The sequence below is a fragment of the Natrinema sp. H-ect4 genome (assembly GCF_041894845.1).
GTDB lineage: Archaea > Halobacteriota > Halobacteria > Halobacteriales > Natrialbaceae > Natrinema.
On the sequence record NZ_JBHDYC010000006.1, the window covers coordinates 1 to 15942 of the forward strand.

Below are 15942 nucleotides of genomic sequence, written 5' to 3' on the forward strand. Positions count from 1 at the left end.
GAGTCCATTAGGAGATCGCCTAATGACTCGGCCGCTGAGTTCCGAAGCGTATTCCCGTCGACGACGAGGGGCGTCTCGTCGATGATCTCGGAGAGCCCTTCACTCGAGTAGCGCGTTACCGATTCTGTATCGCCCTTGAGTCCAGTTCGACCGAGTTCGTCGAGAGCATCGACCGTCCGAGTCGCCGTTCGACGCTCCTCCTTCTCGTACGCATGTAGGGCGATCTCCGGGAGGTACTCCTCTTGCACCGTCGCGAACGCGGTCTCGATCTCGGCGTCGTCGATGTCGTTCTCATACGTCTGTATCTCCTCGAGCCCATCCGTCGCGACCTCGTCGATCGTCTCCACGCCTCGGTATGCCGTCTCGGATTCCCCCTGGGAGAGTGCGGCCATGGTGAGGGAGTAGAGTCGGTGGAGGGGGTGTGGCTCATCATTTCGCTCTGCTGTGGTTGTTGCACCGAGGTAGTTCGAGGGAGGGAGGTCGTCGGCAATCGCATCGATAAGCCCCTCCGGTGTACTCTGCGCGAGCGTCGACCGAACGAACCAGTAGAGTATAAACGTGGATGCAAGTGCGAGGCCGCCGGTAGCGGCGACACCGGCGGCAAGTAGTCGCGAAGGCGTCGAACTCACCTGCGAAAGTAGGAAGAGATCGAGTCCGATCGAGGCAACGAAAACGCCGAACGTGAGCCGGAAAGGCCAGTCATCGATGAAAAGGAAGACAAGCCGCGGCGAATATCGGTCCGTAGCTAATTGAATTCCGAGTACGGTGATCGCGAACACGATCCCGAAGAACGCCGCTTGCGCCCCGGCGAGCGTACTAAGAAGAAGCGGGAGATTCCGCGTCGGCGTGTAGAGGAGCCACCCGATGGCGAGCGTACCGAGAGTGAAAACAACGGTTCCGAGGAGGAGATATACTGCTTCTCGGCCTCGATTACTCGATGGAAGTAGGCTTGAGAACCGCCAAGGCGTAGATATCATTGACACGTACTCTTTCAAAGAGATCAAAGAACGGTTCGATTTTCATAGTATGTCCGCTTTCCTGGAGCCTACCCGGTTAAAAGACATCTGAGGCGTTCTTCATTCCCACGTATAGAGGCCTAGTACGCGGGAGTTAGAAACGGAACGATAGATCCCTATCTACGGCCAGCTCTCTAAGTCGGAATATAAATTCCGCTCAAATCCCCATTCGGGAGCGAAACCGGGAGAGGAGATCGCGGTCCGATTCCTTCACCTCCCTCTCGAACCACTCTTCGAACTCGGCATCAGACGTAATCCAAATATCGGATCCGCTTCGTGTAGCTCGGATATGTTGTGGCAGATTCTGTTTAAATCGATTATCAATCTCGTAGCCCGCGAAGGTGTCATCGAAGGAGGCGACGATTTGCCCATTTCGACGGGCGAGCTCGAAATAGTCGTTCTCATAGCCATCTTGCCATCGATCGCGACCGACATCATATTCCCATTCGGCTGGTCGCTCCGGAAAGTAGTCCGGCGGCTGTTCGTTAGCGTACTCATAGAGTTCGTGGAATGTTCTCCGGACCGGGGCGAGAATATCGTCCCGGTTACTTTGGGTATCCTTCAACTCCGTAATCTCGATCGGCTCCCGAAGGAATCGATGGGAGAACCATTTGAAGAGGTCATTTTCCGCCTCAATGATTTCGCGGGTGTCTAACCACGCCTCGGTTACCGTCGGGAACATGAGTTTGAAATGTACCATCTTCGCTCGCTTCATGAACCAGTCCTTCGGCTTATTCTCGTTACTCGTGAGCACGAGCGCCGGAAAGAGCCCGCCGTTCCATTCTTCCCAGTAATTCCGAAGACCCCCGAGTCGATTAAACATCTCACGCTCGATGTCGTCTAACGCGACCGGAAATGCGGTCATCGGTTCCCGTGCTGCATCCGGTGTCTTACTCGAGATCTGTGTTCCATCGATCGGTTTCGTAACCGTGTTCTCGGAGATAAGCCGAAGCGCGAACTCGAGAAACGTCCCCTTCCCGGCGTTCGGCTCGCCATGAATGTAGAGGAAGGGGAGACTCTTCTCGATCCCACCGACCTGGTCTGCACCGAACGCACTCGCGTACTGATTGATAAACGGAGCCCAGAAGAAGTATAAGAGAGCTTCATAGAGATGCGCTTTAGCAGCCATGGCATTGTCCGTCTGCGCGTACCTATCGACCGTTTCGAGATAAGAGTGGACATTCTCGAGTCCGGCCGCTACTTCCTCGGGGGCGGGGAGTGGCTCGGTCATCGAAATATATCGCCCCTTCGGCGTGACGAGGTGGACTTCGCCATCGCTAACCCACATTTTCGGGATATCATACGTCGCACTGACCGCTCGGCCGTACTCGCCGAGACTCGCCTGAAACGTCGTATCGGTAATCGCCACCTCGAAGTTCCGGAAATCGTCTTTCACTTTCTCCCGTGTGTGGTCCTCGTACTCCTGTAGCGATTCCCGGATCGTCTCATCCGCCTCGATCTCGGGACCCATCTCCCCGAGCTGCTGCGTAACCTTTCCATGGAACTGCCGCACTTCGTTCGTATTCGGTTCTTCGTTTACCGCGAGCCACCGATCGATTATCTCGTTATCCGGCTCGTCACTCGACTCGAGTTCTTCGGTGAGATCTTCGAGGAACGGCTCCTCATCGCAATACGCTCGATGCTCGCGGTACGCGTCTACTGCCTTTTGATAGTACTCCGACTCCTTCTCGACTACGAATTCATCTATACAGTTGACCTGATAATGGCCGGACCAGGCCGTCTTCGTGAGATTCGGCGAGCCGTTTAAAATAATAGTTTCGCCGTCCGTAGTCTCGATTATATAGAGTTTCGAATGGAGATCGCGGTCGGGAGCAAGGAAAATCCGTAGTTTTCCGTCTCGCTTGAGCTCCTCGAGCCGCTTCGCGACCTCCGGTGATTTAATCTCCTCCCGGAAGTCCGTTTTCTCGCCCACTATTACTTCGAGTTCGCGAAGCTCGTACTCCTCGAAGAGTTCGAGAAGCATCTTCGGGGAGGTACAATAGCTCACGACGCGCATCGAGACTGCACGAGCGAGATATTTCTCAAACGATTCATAACTCTTGATGGGTTCGAACGGGGTTAGCGATTCGGCCGTCTCTCGATCGATCGTTTCTGCCATTACGGTCTCCGACATGAGCTGGGCCTTTGTTCTTTGTTAACATAGAACGAGGAAGAATGCCTACGAATGTTATGACTTTTCGAGAGAAGAGAAGGTAGGTGGAGTAAGAACCCGTCGGCGATCCGTGGAACCTACCGTGAAGCGAGATCCGGAGAGATTCGTACTCCATTCTTCATTCCCACGTATAGGGCTCTAGTACGTGCGAGTTAGGAATAGGCGGTAAGAACGGCGAGAGCCCATTGAGAATCACTCCGCGAGGGATTCGAAGTGGTGCTCTCTTGTCTTCACCGGGGCGTCATCGGGGGCCCCGGAATAGTTGAGGAGCTTCGACGGATACGCATCCTGTGCGAGCCCGATAAGAAGTGGTTCCGCCTCGGCGAGATAGGCCTCATATCCGTACGGACCCTGATACGTGGCCGGATCCCATGCACGGATCCAGAGGTAGGTCTGCTCCTTGAGTCTCCGTGTCCCCGATTCGAAGAGTTCACTCGCCCAGGCGAGTTTTAGATCATCTCGGCCGAACATAGTGTTCGAGAGTTCGCCGATATGCCAGTAGTCGCCGTCGCCCCAGCGGGCGAAGCTTCCCGTTCGATTCCGATCAAAGGCGATCTCTTCGAAATTCGCGCTTAGCTCGTTCTTCTTCCCGTAGGCCTCCGCCTTTCCGAGATAGCGTGGGATAACGTCCGCCGGCTCAGGTTCCTCGCTCTCCGTCGGAGGTCGGCGAGAGCGATGTCGGTTCGTAGCTATCGGCACCGGAAAGCCACGCCGGACCTACTTTCCCCATCTCGAGTGCGACCCGGTTCGGAACGAATTCCGATTCGCGAATTCCCGTTCGAACCGCGATTGTGAATGGACGAGCCCGACGAGTTTTGCCTCGAGTTCCTGCCGATACGGCGAGGTTCCGTATGGCCCCGTATCGAGCTCTTCGACGTCGAGTATCCAGGCATAGAGGGGACTCTCGGCGTGTTCGTAGACGGCGGCCATGTGGTCATATTTCGACCAGCTTCCCCACGAGCCGTCGTCCTCCCATGCATCGGTCGGGAAAGCCTCACGAATTTCCTTAAAGTGCTGATAGAGTCGTGAGGTAACACCGTTTGTCTCCCCGATATAGACCGGAATAATATCGCTCGCGTCCGCCGCCGGCTCGTCTAAGAGATAGAGGAAGTACAAATACTGCCCATCACCCCGTCCATACCGATAGTTATCGAACTCGTCAGTCGTCTCGAGTTCCGTACCGGATGTGTCGATCATCGGGACGGGATCTGGTGTCTCCGACGAGCGGATACTCGAAAGAGGTGTCCGCTCGATCCAGTCCTCCCAGAGCTCCGCTTTCGTCGTCATCGATTAGACAAGGATACCAGATTAGTTTACTAACAGTTTGTGGTAGTGGGGTCACTTCGATCCTACTACCTGAATATACAACATTTGATATAAATATCCGGTTCAAAATAGAAGCCCCCCATTCTTCCTAGCTCGGGCGTACTAAGTCTCTATATGCGCGAATGAAGAATAGAAACCGACTCTTCCCCTCATTTAAGCGGATACGGCTACCTTGGCGCCTTCTCGGCACCGAGATATTCATTATACTCGTTCAGCAGTGCATAGGTGAATACGAAGAACGAGAGAAGAATTATGTCTGCGTTGCCCTCCGGCTCTTCTAGAAGTCGTCCATGTGCGATTTTGTTTCGTTGTTCCCGAACACTTTGCATCACGTTTAGCAGATCACCACTGAAGAAATCGTCAAGAAGTATTTTCAAACGGAGTGGCTTCCAATCTCCTTGATACTGATACTCGAGACGAGTATTACCTTCGTCTGTCTCCCGAGATTCGACCTCACCACCGGTACTTTCGATGTAGTCCTGAAGCATACCCTCGAACTGCGAAACGGTCCCACCCATGAATGACCAATACCGATCTTCGGAATAAACCGTTAATAGCTCTGCAACGAGTTGTTCTCTAGATGTGAAGAGTTCTGCCGACCGGAATGTTTCTTCTAGCCGGTAAATTATTTCTTCATTGATCGATGGGGCATCAATATCGCCATCCTCAGCGACCTGATTAAGTGCTGTTCTGAGTTGTTCGATCTGCGTTTCATAGCCGGCGAGCGTGGATAGTGGCGATACGGCATCGTATGTATCGGAAACGACACTACGATAAGAGGCATCGATACCCTCGAGAATGATCGTGCGGGCCGTCTCTCGCGATTCTTGGGATTCGTACGGGCTAAGCGACTGGAGTTGATCGAACGTTTCCTTATCGAGATAGTTAAGGAGAATCGGGAGTTGTTGAAGTTGCTGGATCTGGACTTGGACGAAATCCGCGTTAACATTCGGTAATTGGGTTTCGGTCAGTCGCTGGTAGAAGGGCGTATTCAAAAGCGTCAAAAGGGCATCTGCGACGGAGGAGTCACGGCATGAGATACCTACTACTGTTCTGTCATAGAGCACTTCATCGGCGTTGACTTTGACTCGGTGCCATGTAATTTCGGACGCAGCGTGTTTTGTGACGAGGTCCGGATTTGCTAGCGATGTTGGACGGGGGAACACACTATCCAGACTCACACGTTCTACCATTGCAGGGGCGATCATTTCCTCAAGATAGGTGGCAGCTGCTGGATCAACGCTCGCGAGGGCACTGCCTACCTCTTCGGCATCGCGCTCATTAAGGTCGTGATCTATGACGAACTCACGAAGATCGAAAAGATAGCGGTCAATGTGCTCCTCAGTGACTGCACCTTCTTCAGGTATCGATTTAATTACCGGAGTAAAAAAGCGGTCTTGGATTTCTGATTCTACTTTCTCCGATTCGCTAAAGTAGAATGCTCGGTTGTGACCAGTGATCATCCCACCCGCGATGGTATCAGTGACGTCCTCAAGTGTCGGAAAATCACCGGTAAAAAATGGAGCCGCACCGGGGGCTTCAAGGAGCGTGTGGACAGTCGTGGTAGAGAGGTCGGGTTCGACAGAAACAGCATCAACGCCATCAAGCCCATCAGCGACCGATATCGAGTGTATCGCTCCACATATCTGGTCAAGATTCTTGTACGAGGTTATATTTAGAATTCCCAATCCGGTGTCATCGGATGTCCGCTCAACATATACTAGAACTGGTTCAACTCCAATTACGGGAAAAGAGGATTCAGGGAGTTTGATAAGCCGCTTAAGCGTAACTCCGTCTGGCAGAACTCGTTCTCGAAGTTTCCGAATCGAGCGGGCCGGGAGAATGAAACAACCCCGTCCCGAATCGGCGAGTAACCGACATGCAGCATTTACGAACCGATGTTCAATTCGCGAAAATTGTTCGGTCTCACTATCGTAATACTGTGTGTCTTTCCTTGTGGAACGTCCTTTCGGCGGATGGGCGAAGACACAGTCAAATCCATCTCTCGGAATCGAGGAACTCTTGTTGTTAGACGTGATGGATTGATTAAGAGATTGATGGGGGTCTGGGAGTATTCTATCGAGTATAGCAAAGAAATCCGCAGAACGAATCTGACAATTTGAAATATCTTGCTCACGGGCTCGTGTCTCGGTTATCGCGCACGCAAGTCCATTCCGATCAATCCCTAGGGCGTGCGTCGGGTCACCAATCGCATCGACCGCTGCCGTAAGTAGTTCTCCGCTTCCACAGGAGGTATCGATCACAGAATTTCTCTCTCCGGCTGTTGCCCAGTTTGCTGCGAGAGATGCAACCGGTTGTGGAGTGTAGTAGGTAGTTAGGTTCGCGGTCAGCACCTGTTCAAAGAGCGCGATAGCGTTATCGCACTCGGTCGCCGAGAGATAATCCCTCGGAAGTGGCTCTTGGTCGAGACTCCCTTGTATGAGCTCATCTATAGCAGTAGTTAGGTCCTCCCGTTCGACGCCACCTAGATAGGACGGAAAATAGGAAATCTCGAAATCGGCGAGTGTGCCATTCAATTCAAGAACTGCACCCTCGATCGACGCTAATAGGTGATCTGCCGCGTCAAACTCCTCCTCGATTACCTCTAACCGTGTGTCAGACCGGTCTTTTCCACGTCTAGGACCTCCATGCGCGAGTAGGATTGTCTTTGTCCCATCGATCAACAGAAGTCCATCTTCGAGTTCAGCGACTCGTGTGACCCCCTGTAACTCCCGAAGCTCTCGCGTGAAGTTTGATGGTGACATGGTTCTTATCTCCTGTTACTCGAAAATGGACCTTCTTCTAGCTGTTGGCATGAGTGTGGGTGAAGGCTCTTAGGAAGGCTGTTCTCGCTGGCAAATGGGTCCTTCTCTCCTTATATCATATTTTACTGGTATAATATGCAACACTACCATGTGTGTAGATATCGTATCATATGTATGGGATGAGAGTCATGGAATACCTATACCGCATCCAGCAGAATGCCAAACAGGGGAACGGTCCATGTTCGGAATGTCCAGTTCAAGAAGAACAGGTGGGCGCACTCGTGAATCCAGGGCTCGGGAATCCGAACGGCGAGCTCGTCTTTGTAACCGAGGAACCACGCCATCTCGTCGACTGGGACGAGTACGAGGGTTGGGAAACGTATAACGAGGAATGGATGCCGCGATTCGCGGAAGCCTCGGGTGGCCGGATGATCGACCGGTTACTCGAGCAAACACGGCTCAATCTCAAGGATGTATGGATTACAGATTCGATTAAATGCCCGACGAAGGGCGACGAACACCGAGGGATTCCCGAGACCGAAACGGAGGAGGCGTTCGAGTGTTGCCGCGCCTACCTCCGGAGAGAGCTCGAGGCCATCGAGCCGATCGGTATCGTTACTCTCGGGAAGGAAGCGACGAGACGGACACTCGAGGAGTTCGGCGTGCCCGAGTGGAAGGCGAAGCGAGTCCGTGTGACAAAGGAGTACGGCGAGCGCCCCTTCGATAGTTCGATCCCGGTCGTGATCTCGCTTCACTGGGCGCAGCGGACGGTCGAAGAGGACGAGTGGGTGCCGGTCATACAGGCGGCGATCGCAGATCTCGTAGAGAGTGAGGCACGATAGACCGGAAGACAAGCCTACGGATGGAGCTTACCATCTCCCTTGAATGAGTCTCTCTCGCGACGTACTCGGGTTCAGTCGGAAAGAATGGTAGGCGGCCGCCGAAAGAAACATGTTGATTCGTCTATACGACTCGAATTTTTAGTAGTTGTTTACACTCGTCTCAATTTCGTAGTTGTCGACCCGGCTTGGATCCTCCCCCATAAACATGGCGTCGAACTCCCATACCCGACCGGCTGCAAGTTCGTTCGTATTATCAAGGCCTTCTGAGAACTGAACACCCTCGGAATCGAGGAAGTAGACCGCCACCTCCACGTAGCTAAGGGTCTCACCGGAGACGTTCTCTACCTGTCCCCGCACACCAGAACTAAACTGTCCCTCATTATACCACTCATGATTCAGTAGTTTTACTGGATTCTCTCCGCTTCCGCTTGTATCGCCACTACTGTTACCCCCACCGTTTCCATTCTGATCGTCACTGGTGTTCGTACCGCCGGTTTCCCGGTTTGATGGCTCGCTCTCGCTACATCCTGCGAGCGCGGTCGTCAAAGCAATCCCACCAGCAAACAGTACCTTCCGTCTGTGCACATCCTCTCGTCCACTATCATGTGGATAAGGCTACTTCTCTATCTCACCTTCCGCAATCTTGAGTTTGGCTCTTCACTAGTACCACCGCGTCTAGACAGAAGATCAGATACTCTAGAAGGTAGGGTCGGACAAGAGAGGCCCTAAAACAGTGGTCGAGAAGCTAATTTTGTCTGGATAGGACCATTAGCGGCCATAACGAGGGTGTTATAGAACACTTCACAAAGAGCTGTTGCGAATATGATATATTCTCTGCAAAATATGCTATCAAATAGTATTTTGTAACGCTATTTGTAAAACCTGAGGAAGCAACACGCTAATTCCGATCTGGGTCCACATGGTAAATGTAGTAGGATACTCGCTGGTCGCTTGAACCTGTCCGAGACGATATTCAAGATCGTCGAGTCGGTCCTGATCAGCTATCTCCGCGTTACTGATATCGTGTGGGTTATCAATTATGTCGTGAATTTCTTTCTCTATCGTTCGCAACTGTGCTTCCCTCTCTGACTTCATTATTTTGTGGATTTCATACATCGAATATGAAATCGTGATTAACCCGAATAACCAGAGGACCGTGAACATTGTTGCCTCCGCCACATCAGGGGAGTTAGCGATGCTTCCTTCCAGTGGGGTTATAAATACCCCATAATAAAACAGTAAATAAAATAGCAATCCGCCTGTGTAGAAGTAGTACGAGTTTTTCAATAAGGAACCTATTGGATGAAATCCACCCATATTATGCGGGTCGAAAAAGAAAAGACCAACATCTTGTCTACGTAGCCAGCGCGGAATGAGAAGGTGGAGTGTAGCATACTCGCTGACGAAGTCAATCGCAACCGGAAGATAGCATCCAGGTAATAATACGAGGGTGAAAGCGATTCCAGCGATACCCTGGGCCTGAACAACCGTATCGATGCCGATAACGAAGGCCTGGTATGATAAGAATATTATAATTCCAATTACGTAGAAGAACAGTTTAGTACGGAGTGATAGCGCGTAGTCGTCTGCTTGGTTTGTATCGCAGATCCCTCGTTCAACCAAGACAGACATAGCGTCCACGTGCCCGTTGTGCATATATTTTACACCAACCGTTGCCAGCAGAATACTTAGATATAGCGCAATATGGAACGGGTTCCGTACAACGGCGTGAGTTCCACCCGTCAGATGAGTATATGTATTCAGTATCACGCCATCAAGCAAAATGAAGACTAATACGTATAGATATGGAGGATACCCGATAGATATTGGTAGAGCATTAACGAACTGATCCACTCGACTTGCCTGTGTAAGCCGCTCAAGAAGTGTGGGTGAAACCTCCAGTTGTGAGTTATTCATCTTTGCGGCACCCCAAAGGTCACAAATCAATTAAACTATTGATCATCTCACTACTAATAGCCAATACAGCTTACACCTGTACTGATCGCTTCTAGTTTCGAGTGTGATAATTCTTCTATGTCATCCTCGGGCATAATAGCTATGGGGAAAGGTAACACGAATTGTGAAGGGGAAAGGGATAGCCATCATGCCCTCTCCGTAGTAACTGTATCCATGGCGGTGTGAGCAGGGCGTTATCACTACATGCGGAGATCGCCGAAAATGATGCAGTGGGCGATCACTATTGCCTATAGTCTCGTGTAACGTCTCCTGGAGGTGCCTTGTCTCGGCCATAACGGCTATAGGTGGATCAACATGGTAGAATAACACATGCCTCGCTGTGGTGACTGTGATGCGTATATCACGCAGGATTTTATTCGTGTATTCGGTGTCGACGGCGAAGTCTATGGCTGCCCGAACTGCACGACCTACAGCGATCTCCAAGACGGTGGTGGGGCGGGAGCAGCCAACTAAACACCGCTATCGAAGAGCGGGTTGGTGTGCCTGCGGTAGACGGCCCAACTCCTACCCATGAATCCCGTTAACACTGTACTGATCTGCTACTACCGGAGGCAGATCATTGCGACCGTCTCGGAATGGAACCGATCACTCGACATACCGACGTTGGACGATGGCGTACTGAGTCTGTCCCGATAGACTCGGCGGGGGATCTCTTACGGGATCTCCTCTTTCAACCGCGGTTCTGAGTACTGTGAATACGGTCGGCATTCTTACTCATCTATCTCTATCTCCCCTCGAGCTCGGTAAAGGAGATGGAGCCACATTGACACCCCACTTGCGGCCGATCGGTTGAATCGTGCCATCGGGGAGTCGCTCTGACGTATAGACGTTCCCGCAGTCGTCACACTGGGCAAGGATCCGCATCCGCTCGGGTTCACTCGCCATGCGACGGATAGGAGAAGTAAGGCTAAATATTCTCTATAAGACACTATAACAGTAACATGCGTCGATACAAACGGAACAAGACGTTATCAGGAACTGTGCACTCCTCTTCGGATGGGCAGACCCGTTAGGAGGACCTACTCTCGAGTTTCGTATTTGCTCGTCGCTTGACGGCCCAACCAATTGCGGCGACGACGATCGCGCCGATAGCAAACGCGATGCCCCAGATGACGAGTCCGAGAATGCCGCCAATGAATGTGCCCGCTGCTTCAGCACTTTCTCCGCTCCCTTCCTCGAGAATGACTGGAAGGTAGAACAAGACCGGTGTGAGCAACATGACAAGTGCAGTCACCCAGAGACCGGAGCCGATCGCTGCACTCGGAATCGGCTTCTGATAAAGGTAGTAGGTCGCACCCGCCCAGAGGACGACAAAGACCGGAAGAGCGACACCGAGGTTACTTGTCGCCCAGGCCCCAAAGCCGCCGATGATGAGTCCCATCACGGCAGCCGTAATCCCCATCGTCCATGAGATCCCGTTACTATCGTCTATCGCTCCTTCGTCGTACTCTTGTACCCCTCCGTCGCCATAGTCCTGTGGCGTGGGTTCATTTGCCATATCCTCACGACTGCAGTTTTTCCCAAAAGTATAGATAAGATACGGGTATTATACGGAGACTCTACGTGCAAGTACCGTCTCCAGCGAGAGACCAGTCCCGGTCAGCGATCGTAGAGTTGGCATGAATTGGGATCGGTCAACGGTGTCGCTGGATCTCTTTCACCGTCGGATTCTGTCTCGAGAGTACTCTCGATCAGAACCTCGACAGAGATCCATCCAGACTCGACTCAGGATCGACGATCTGTATCGAGGCTTGACCGCGAACTGAACTCGATGAGTAATAGCTCTGGATGGACGTTGTGGCCGAGTGTGATGTTCCGACTGACTCGCACTGGTCGAGCACTGTCATGTTTTCTTGAGATGGTCCGGTTTCGGCAGCCGAGACTACAGACGTTCGGTCACCTTCCGTTCTTGGTTCGAACTTCGCGATCGCCTTGAGCGAGCGACGTCGCACTATCGACCGATGCAAGAGAGGGGCGCTTAGGCGATACAGGGGATACTCTTGTTTGATTACTGCCCCGCCTACCCTCGAGGCAGCGTCTTTGATTCGGGAGCTCCGGTGAAGCCTCGACACGGAAACGTAAGTCGAGAGGGAGAAGGGAGAGCCGAGACCGGCGATAAGAGGCCACCACTCATCATCGAGTCGCTTCGTGTCCTATGGATGTCCTTCTCGACCACCCGGGCGGAAACGACCTCACAACGCGGCACATGGCTTCGTCGTCCATCGAGCGACACTCGAGAGCTGTGAATGGACCGACCATGTCGGATGTGTCGTCCCGAGAGAAGCGCATAGGCGATGCAGAGAGAGGCCGAGTACGGTTTCATGGGATAGTAGTAGGTCTCCGGTCCGGAAGAGCTCGATGCCTATAGCGCCCGTTCTACGGGCACCACTTCCTTTCCTCCCTTTGAGGACGGCGTCGGGAGAGAAACGGATTCGATCGACGAAAGACGGCATCCATCCTACCTCGGGTTAGGCAGAGGTGTTTCGAGGCGAGTATATGCTAGAAGGACGGCCGAGAAACCGACAACGAGAACGCTTCGATACGGTTTCAGAGTCTCATCTCCAGACGAGGCGAGTAATCCACAGGGGACACGAAAGCGAGTATCAGTGATAGGCGACCCCAATCCCTCCGCCGAATTTTCTTGAGTCGGCTTTTCACTGACGGAGGTGCTGCTATCCCTCGGGCCATGAGTGAAAGTGCTAGACGGTTCTCGGGCTGTAAGCCCTGACTTTCCCGCTGTGTGACTTCAGCATGAAATCTTCCAATTTCTAACCATAAAAGCACTTATAAAACTCATATGGTGAGTATAGGTGATGCCGGGTAGGGAGTGGTTCGTCACAAGGACCAATCGGAGGTATTCGGAACGACGGTCATGCCGACCTACCTAAAGAAGCCTGTCAGTCTCTCTTTCGCGGACCGATTTGCCGATTTTTCATAGCTATGATTTCAGCTCTATCTCTGCAGGATCAACCCATAAATTCATTTTTAACACACCTGTATAGTATATAGTTATAAGCAGCATGAAGATTCGGAATCGGATTGCTTCATCCCCACTTATATTCTCCATATTATGGTTCATACAAAAAGGGGCCTATGATATATTTTTAAGAAATTGAAATTCGAATCGATTGGCTAAATCGTATGGAGGTGGAAATCCACTCTATTCTGCACTCTCACGTATAGGGATCTAGTACGTCCGAGTTAGGAATGGATCGACGGAAAACCGGATATCAGCTTCCATGGTAATGGACACCCTCTGAGGAAACATGGTAGACGGCGAGGTTTAGTAAACCGGTAGTTCTACCGCTCCTGAGAGTCTACTTTATCAATAACGGTCTTTATTCTACTCTAACACATCGGTTTCGGATATGAGGTCTGTTGCCGAGACTCTTGATGAGGCGAAAGCCGCCTTAGAGGAGGGTGAGACAACGGTCTGGGAGGTAAAGGAGATGCCGACGCTAGGGATTCAGCTCGCCTCTACTGACCTCGCCCGAGTTATCGAGAAAGCTCGAAATCAGGGTGTTTCCGAATTCTATCTTGCCGATGGAACAGCAAGTGAGAGCGCTTATCCGGGTATCGGGTTTGAGCATAACGGCGCGTTCCATGCAGCAATTCTCGAACCGGAGGATGAGGTAAACGGAAATCCTGGGAGTATGTTCTCCTCGATCGATGACGAAGAGCGGGAAGAACGGGACGAGATAGCCACAGAGCTACTCGAGGAATATGGCGAGTACCTATCCGAGGAGGAGAAATACAGATTAGAAAATGCGCTCGATCACTATCGAGTTAGTCGGCTTCTTCGGATGAAAGAACGCGTTCAGAAAGAGGCAGAAGCAGATCCCGAACTCGAACAGGAGGCGGCCGAGAAGCTAGCAAGCGATCACCGCTTTAGCCATAATTTTAACGAGACGGACACCGAGCTCCTCCTTGAGAAGTACGAGGAGTTCGACGTAGATGATCTTCGTATTAGAGAAGTCCATAAGCAAGCGAAGGGGAGGCTAAAAGTCAAATGACGATATCCTCTCTCTGTCTCTAAGCGCCTTTCTTCTCGGCGAGTTCTTCATCGAAGTCCGTAGAGGGAGCCCTATCCTGCGTCCGATCGTAGATATCAAGATGCGTGCCTCACCGAATCGCCATGAGCCACATGTTCATGGTCCAGGTCTTTTTATAGAAGCCCCTCATTGAGTCGACGTACGGACGCGAGAAAATCGCGAGATGGCCCGTAATTTCGGGTCTCTAGCGCGGATGGTCTAGTGGTAGGACCTGAGCCTTCCAAGCTCATGGCCCGGGTTCAAATCCCGGTCCGCGCATTGCTGTCGCGAGCAAATTCGCGAGCGACAGCAATCGTACGAGGGATTTGAAGCACGCGAGTCGCAGCGTCCGAACGAAGTGAGGATGACCGTCTCGCAGTCGGGTTCAAATCCCGGTCCGCACACGCCTCAGCCCTTCTCTCGTTGGTTTTACGGGTTTCCAGCAATGACCCGACCATGCCATTCGAAGCTTACAACGTGGGTTGGCGTATCGCACCCCGGAGCCGTCCCATAAATATGAAAGGTTTCAGTCATACTAGAGGTATAGTCAGCAGTTCCCCGGTTTTCGCGGAATCGGAGGTAGGGGCTTATGCAGGATGAACGTGACAAGGTCGATGGAGTCATTGTGGTTCCGGAGCACGGAGAGTCATCAGGCCATCGATGTCGTCGACATGTTCGATCCGGTCACGAAGTGGAACGCCCGACTTAACGAGGCGAACATCGTCCACGAATCTGTCCGGAAGGCCTTCAAAACGGCGGAGTACGAGAAGCCCGGCGCGCCCCATCTCGAACTGCCGGAAGACCACCACGTTTGGCACCGGTCAACTCACATTGGAGCTGTCTGAAACTACTCTTCGATGTGATTTTAACGGCCACGGTAGGCGTCTGTCGACGTACTCGTGATGATGGTTTTATACTTCCATATGCTCCTTTATAAACCAGTGGATGATGTGGCCCTCGGCACGATGGAGAACATCGCTACACGTGGCATTTGCGATTCCGAGAGTGTCAGCTACGTCGCCTAACGTCGATTCCCGTGGCGCCTGATAATATCCCTCTTCGGCGGCCGTTGCCAACACCTCTTGCTGGCGGTCAGTTAGCAATCGATCCGCCTGACTCGCATCAATATCACGAATGTGTTCAATAGTGAATCCGATTCCGAGATCATCAAGGTGTGTACGGAGGCTCGAAAGGCGGTCGGCCGATGTAGTCACGTTCCACGTGGCCTGCCCGTTCTGGATGTCGAACGGCATCTTGAGCGGAACGCCAGCTCGCCAGATCGGGAGGAGTGGGAGGGGGTTCGACGTCTGTATCTGGAGGAGCGCTTCGTCGTCGTGTTTCCAGAGCAGTTCAAGGCTATCGATGTCATCGCGGGCCTGAATGTCGGTAATGATCGGCAGCGGATCGGTGGCGGTAAGCCGGATGAGTCCGATGCCGGTGTCTTTTCCGACGATACTCGTGACAACTTGGAACACTAACTCCGGATGGGTAGCCGAGAGATCTCCAATCCAGATGTGCTCTGGGAGATCGATCGTGAGTTTCGCGTGTGGCATTGAGGGTAACTCCTCGTTAGGAATTGTTCTGAATAACACCAGTCACTAATATATTCGTGATACGCTCAATGGTTCGCACTAACGACTAACCGGTATAGACTCGCACGCATACATAATGCTGGAAATCACCGCTCATGAGGCGTTTAGCGTACTACAAGCTGAATCCAGGGTTGTTTCCTTTTATGCTATCGATAGTCTTTTCCACGGTACGGACAAGCTGGTATTTCTCGAATCACAAACAACCACAGAAATATCAAAC

The 15942-nt window shown here is 52.1% G+C and carries 11 protein-coding genes, 1 tRNA gene and 1 pseudogene; 4 read left to right on the plus strand and 9 right to left on the minus strand.

The window, feature by feature from the left end; all coding sequences use genetic code 11:
* The 5 genes from ACEWFR_RS09275 to ACEWFR_RS09295 all read right to left on the minus strand — a co-directional run.
* Positions 1-995 (minus strand): DUF2254 family protein (locus tag ACEWFR_RS09275; RefSeq protein ID WP_374060756.1); only part of this gene is annotated, 995 nt, incomplete at its 3' end.
* A gap of 178 nt (positions 996-1173) precedes the next feature.
* Positions 1174-3135: a hypothetical protein gene (locus ACEWFR_RS09280; protein ID WP_374060757.1), complete on the minus strand. Its 1962-nt coding sequence runs from the start codon at positions 3133-3135 to the stop codon at positions 1174-1176.
* Between the two features lie 246 nt (positions 3136-3381).
* Positions 3382-3888, minus strand: coding sequence for a hypothetical protein (locus ACEWFR_RS09285; protein ID WP_374060758.1), 507 nt, complete (start codon positions 3886-3888; stop codon positions 3382-3384).
* Positions 3889-3906: 18 nt separating this feature from the next.
* Complete coding sequence (locus ACEWFR_RS09290) at positions 3907-4476, minus strand: hypothetical protein (RefSeq protein WP_374060759.1); 570 nt, start codon at positions 4474-4476, stop codon at positions 3907-3909.
* Positions 4477-4682: 206 nt separating this feature from the next.
* Positions 4683-7280: an N-6 DNA methylase gene (locus ACEWFR_RS09295; RefSeq protein ID WP_374060760.1), complete on the minus strand. Its 2598-nt coding sequence runs from the start codon at positions 7278-7280 to the stop codon at positions 4683-4685.
* A gap of 281 nt (positions 7281-7561) precedes the next feature.
* Between ACEWFR_RS09295 and ACEWFR_RS09300 the strand changes: the two genes are divergently transcribed.
* Positions 7562-8122: a uracil-DNA glycosylase family protein gene (locus ACEWFR_RS09300; protein WP_374060761.1), complete on the plus strand. Its 561-nt coding sequence runs from the start codon at positions 7562-7564 to the stop codon at positions 8120-8122.
* Between the two features lie 138 nt (positions 8123-8260).
* On the opposite strand, the gene ACEWFR_RS09305 is transcribed toward ACEWFR_RS09300, so the two are convergent.
* The 3 genes from ACEWFR_RS09305 to ACEWFR_RS09315 form a co-directional block, all read right to left on the minus strand.
* A complete protein-coding gene (locus ACEWFR_RS09305) occupies positions 8261-8668 on the minus strand; it encodes an FxLYD domain-containing protein (protein ID WP_374060762.1) in 408 nt (135 codons plus the stop codon).
* 303 nt (positions 8669-8971) lie between these two features.
* A complete protein-coding gene (locus tag ACEWFR_RS09310) occupies positions 8972-10039 on the minus strand; it encodes a hypothetical protein (protein ID WP_374060763.1) in 1068 nt (355 codons plus the stop codon).
* Positions 10040-11108: 1069 nt separating this feature from the next.
* Complete coding sequence (locus ACEWFR_RS09315) at positions 11109-11597, minus strand: hypothetical protein (RefSeq protein ID WP_374060764.1); 489 nt, start codon at positions 11595-11597, stop codon at positions 11109-11111.
* A gap of 1870 nt (positions 11598-13467) precedes the next feature.
* Here ACEWFR_RS09315 and ACEWFR_RS09320 point away from each other — a divergent pair.
* The 3 genes and pseudogenes from ACEWFR_RS09320 to ACEWFR_RS09330 form a co-directional block, all read left to right on the plus strand.
* On the plus strand, positions 13468-14112 hold the full coding sequence (locus ACEWFR_RS09320) for a hypothetical protein (protein WP_374060765.1): 645 nt from the start codon (positions 13468-13470) through the stop codon (positions 14110-14112).
* Between the two features lie 226 nt (positions 14113-14338).
* Positions 14339-14409, plus strand: a tRNA-Gly gene (locus tag ACEWFR_RS09325).
* A gap of 362 nt (positions 14410-14771) precedes the next feature.
* Positions 14772-14933 (plus strand): annotated as a pseudogene (locus ACEWFR_RS09330) (acetolactate synthase large subunit); the annotation flags it as partial.
* Between the two features lie 108 nt (positions 14934-15041).
* On the opposite strand, the gene ACEWFR_RS09335 reads toward ACEWFR_RS09330, so the two are convergent.
* Complete coding sequence (locus ACEWFR_RS09335) at positions 15042-15683, minus strand: helix-turn-helix domain-containing protein (RefSeq protein WP_374060766.1); 642 nt, start codon at positions 15681-15683, stop codon at positions 15042-15044.
* Between the last annotated feature and the right edge of the window lie 259 nt (positions 15684-15942).

Coding starts and splice junctions, on each gene's coding strand:
- ACEWFR_RS09280 (WP_374060757.1), bottom strand. CDS start 3,135: ATGGCAGAAACGATCGATCGAGAGACGGCCGAATCGCTAACCCCGTTC.
- ACEWFR_RS09290 (WP_374060759.1), bottom strand. CDS start 4,476: ATGACGACGAAAGCGGAGCTCTGGGAGGACTGGATCGAGCGGACACCT.
- ACEWFR_RS09295 (WP_374060760.1), bottom strand. CDS start 7,280: ATGTCACCATCAAACTTCACGCGAGAGCTTCGGGAGTTACAGGGGGTC.
- ACEWFR_RS09310 (WP_374060763.1), bottom strand. CDS start 10,039: ATGAATAACTCACAACTGGAGGTTTCACCCACACTTCTTGAGCGGCTT.
- ACEWFR_RS09315 (WP_374060764.1), bottom strand. CDS start 11,597: ATGGCAAATGAACCCACGCCACAGGACTATGGCGACGGAGGGGTACAA.
- ACEWFR_RS09320 (WP_374060765.1), top strand. CDS start 13,468: ATGAGGTCTGTTGCCGAGACTCTTGATGAGGCGAAAGCCGCCTTAGAG.
- ACEWFR_RS09335 (WP_374060766.1), bottom strand. CDS start 15,683: ATGCCACACGCGAAACTCACGATCGATCTCCCAGAGCACATCTGGATT.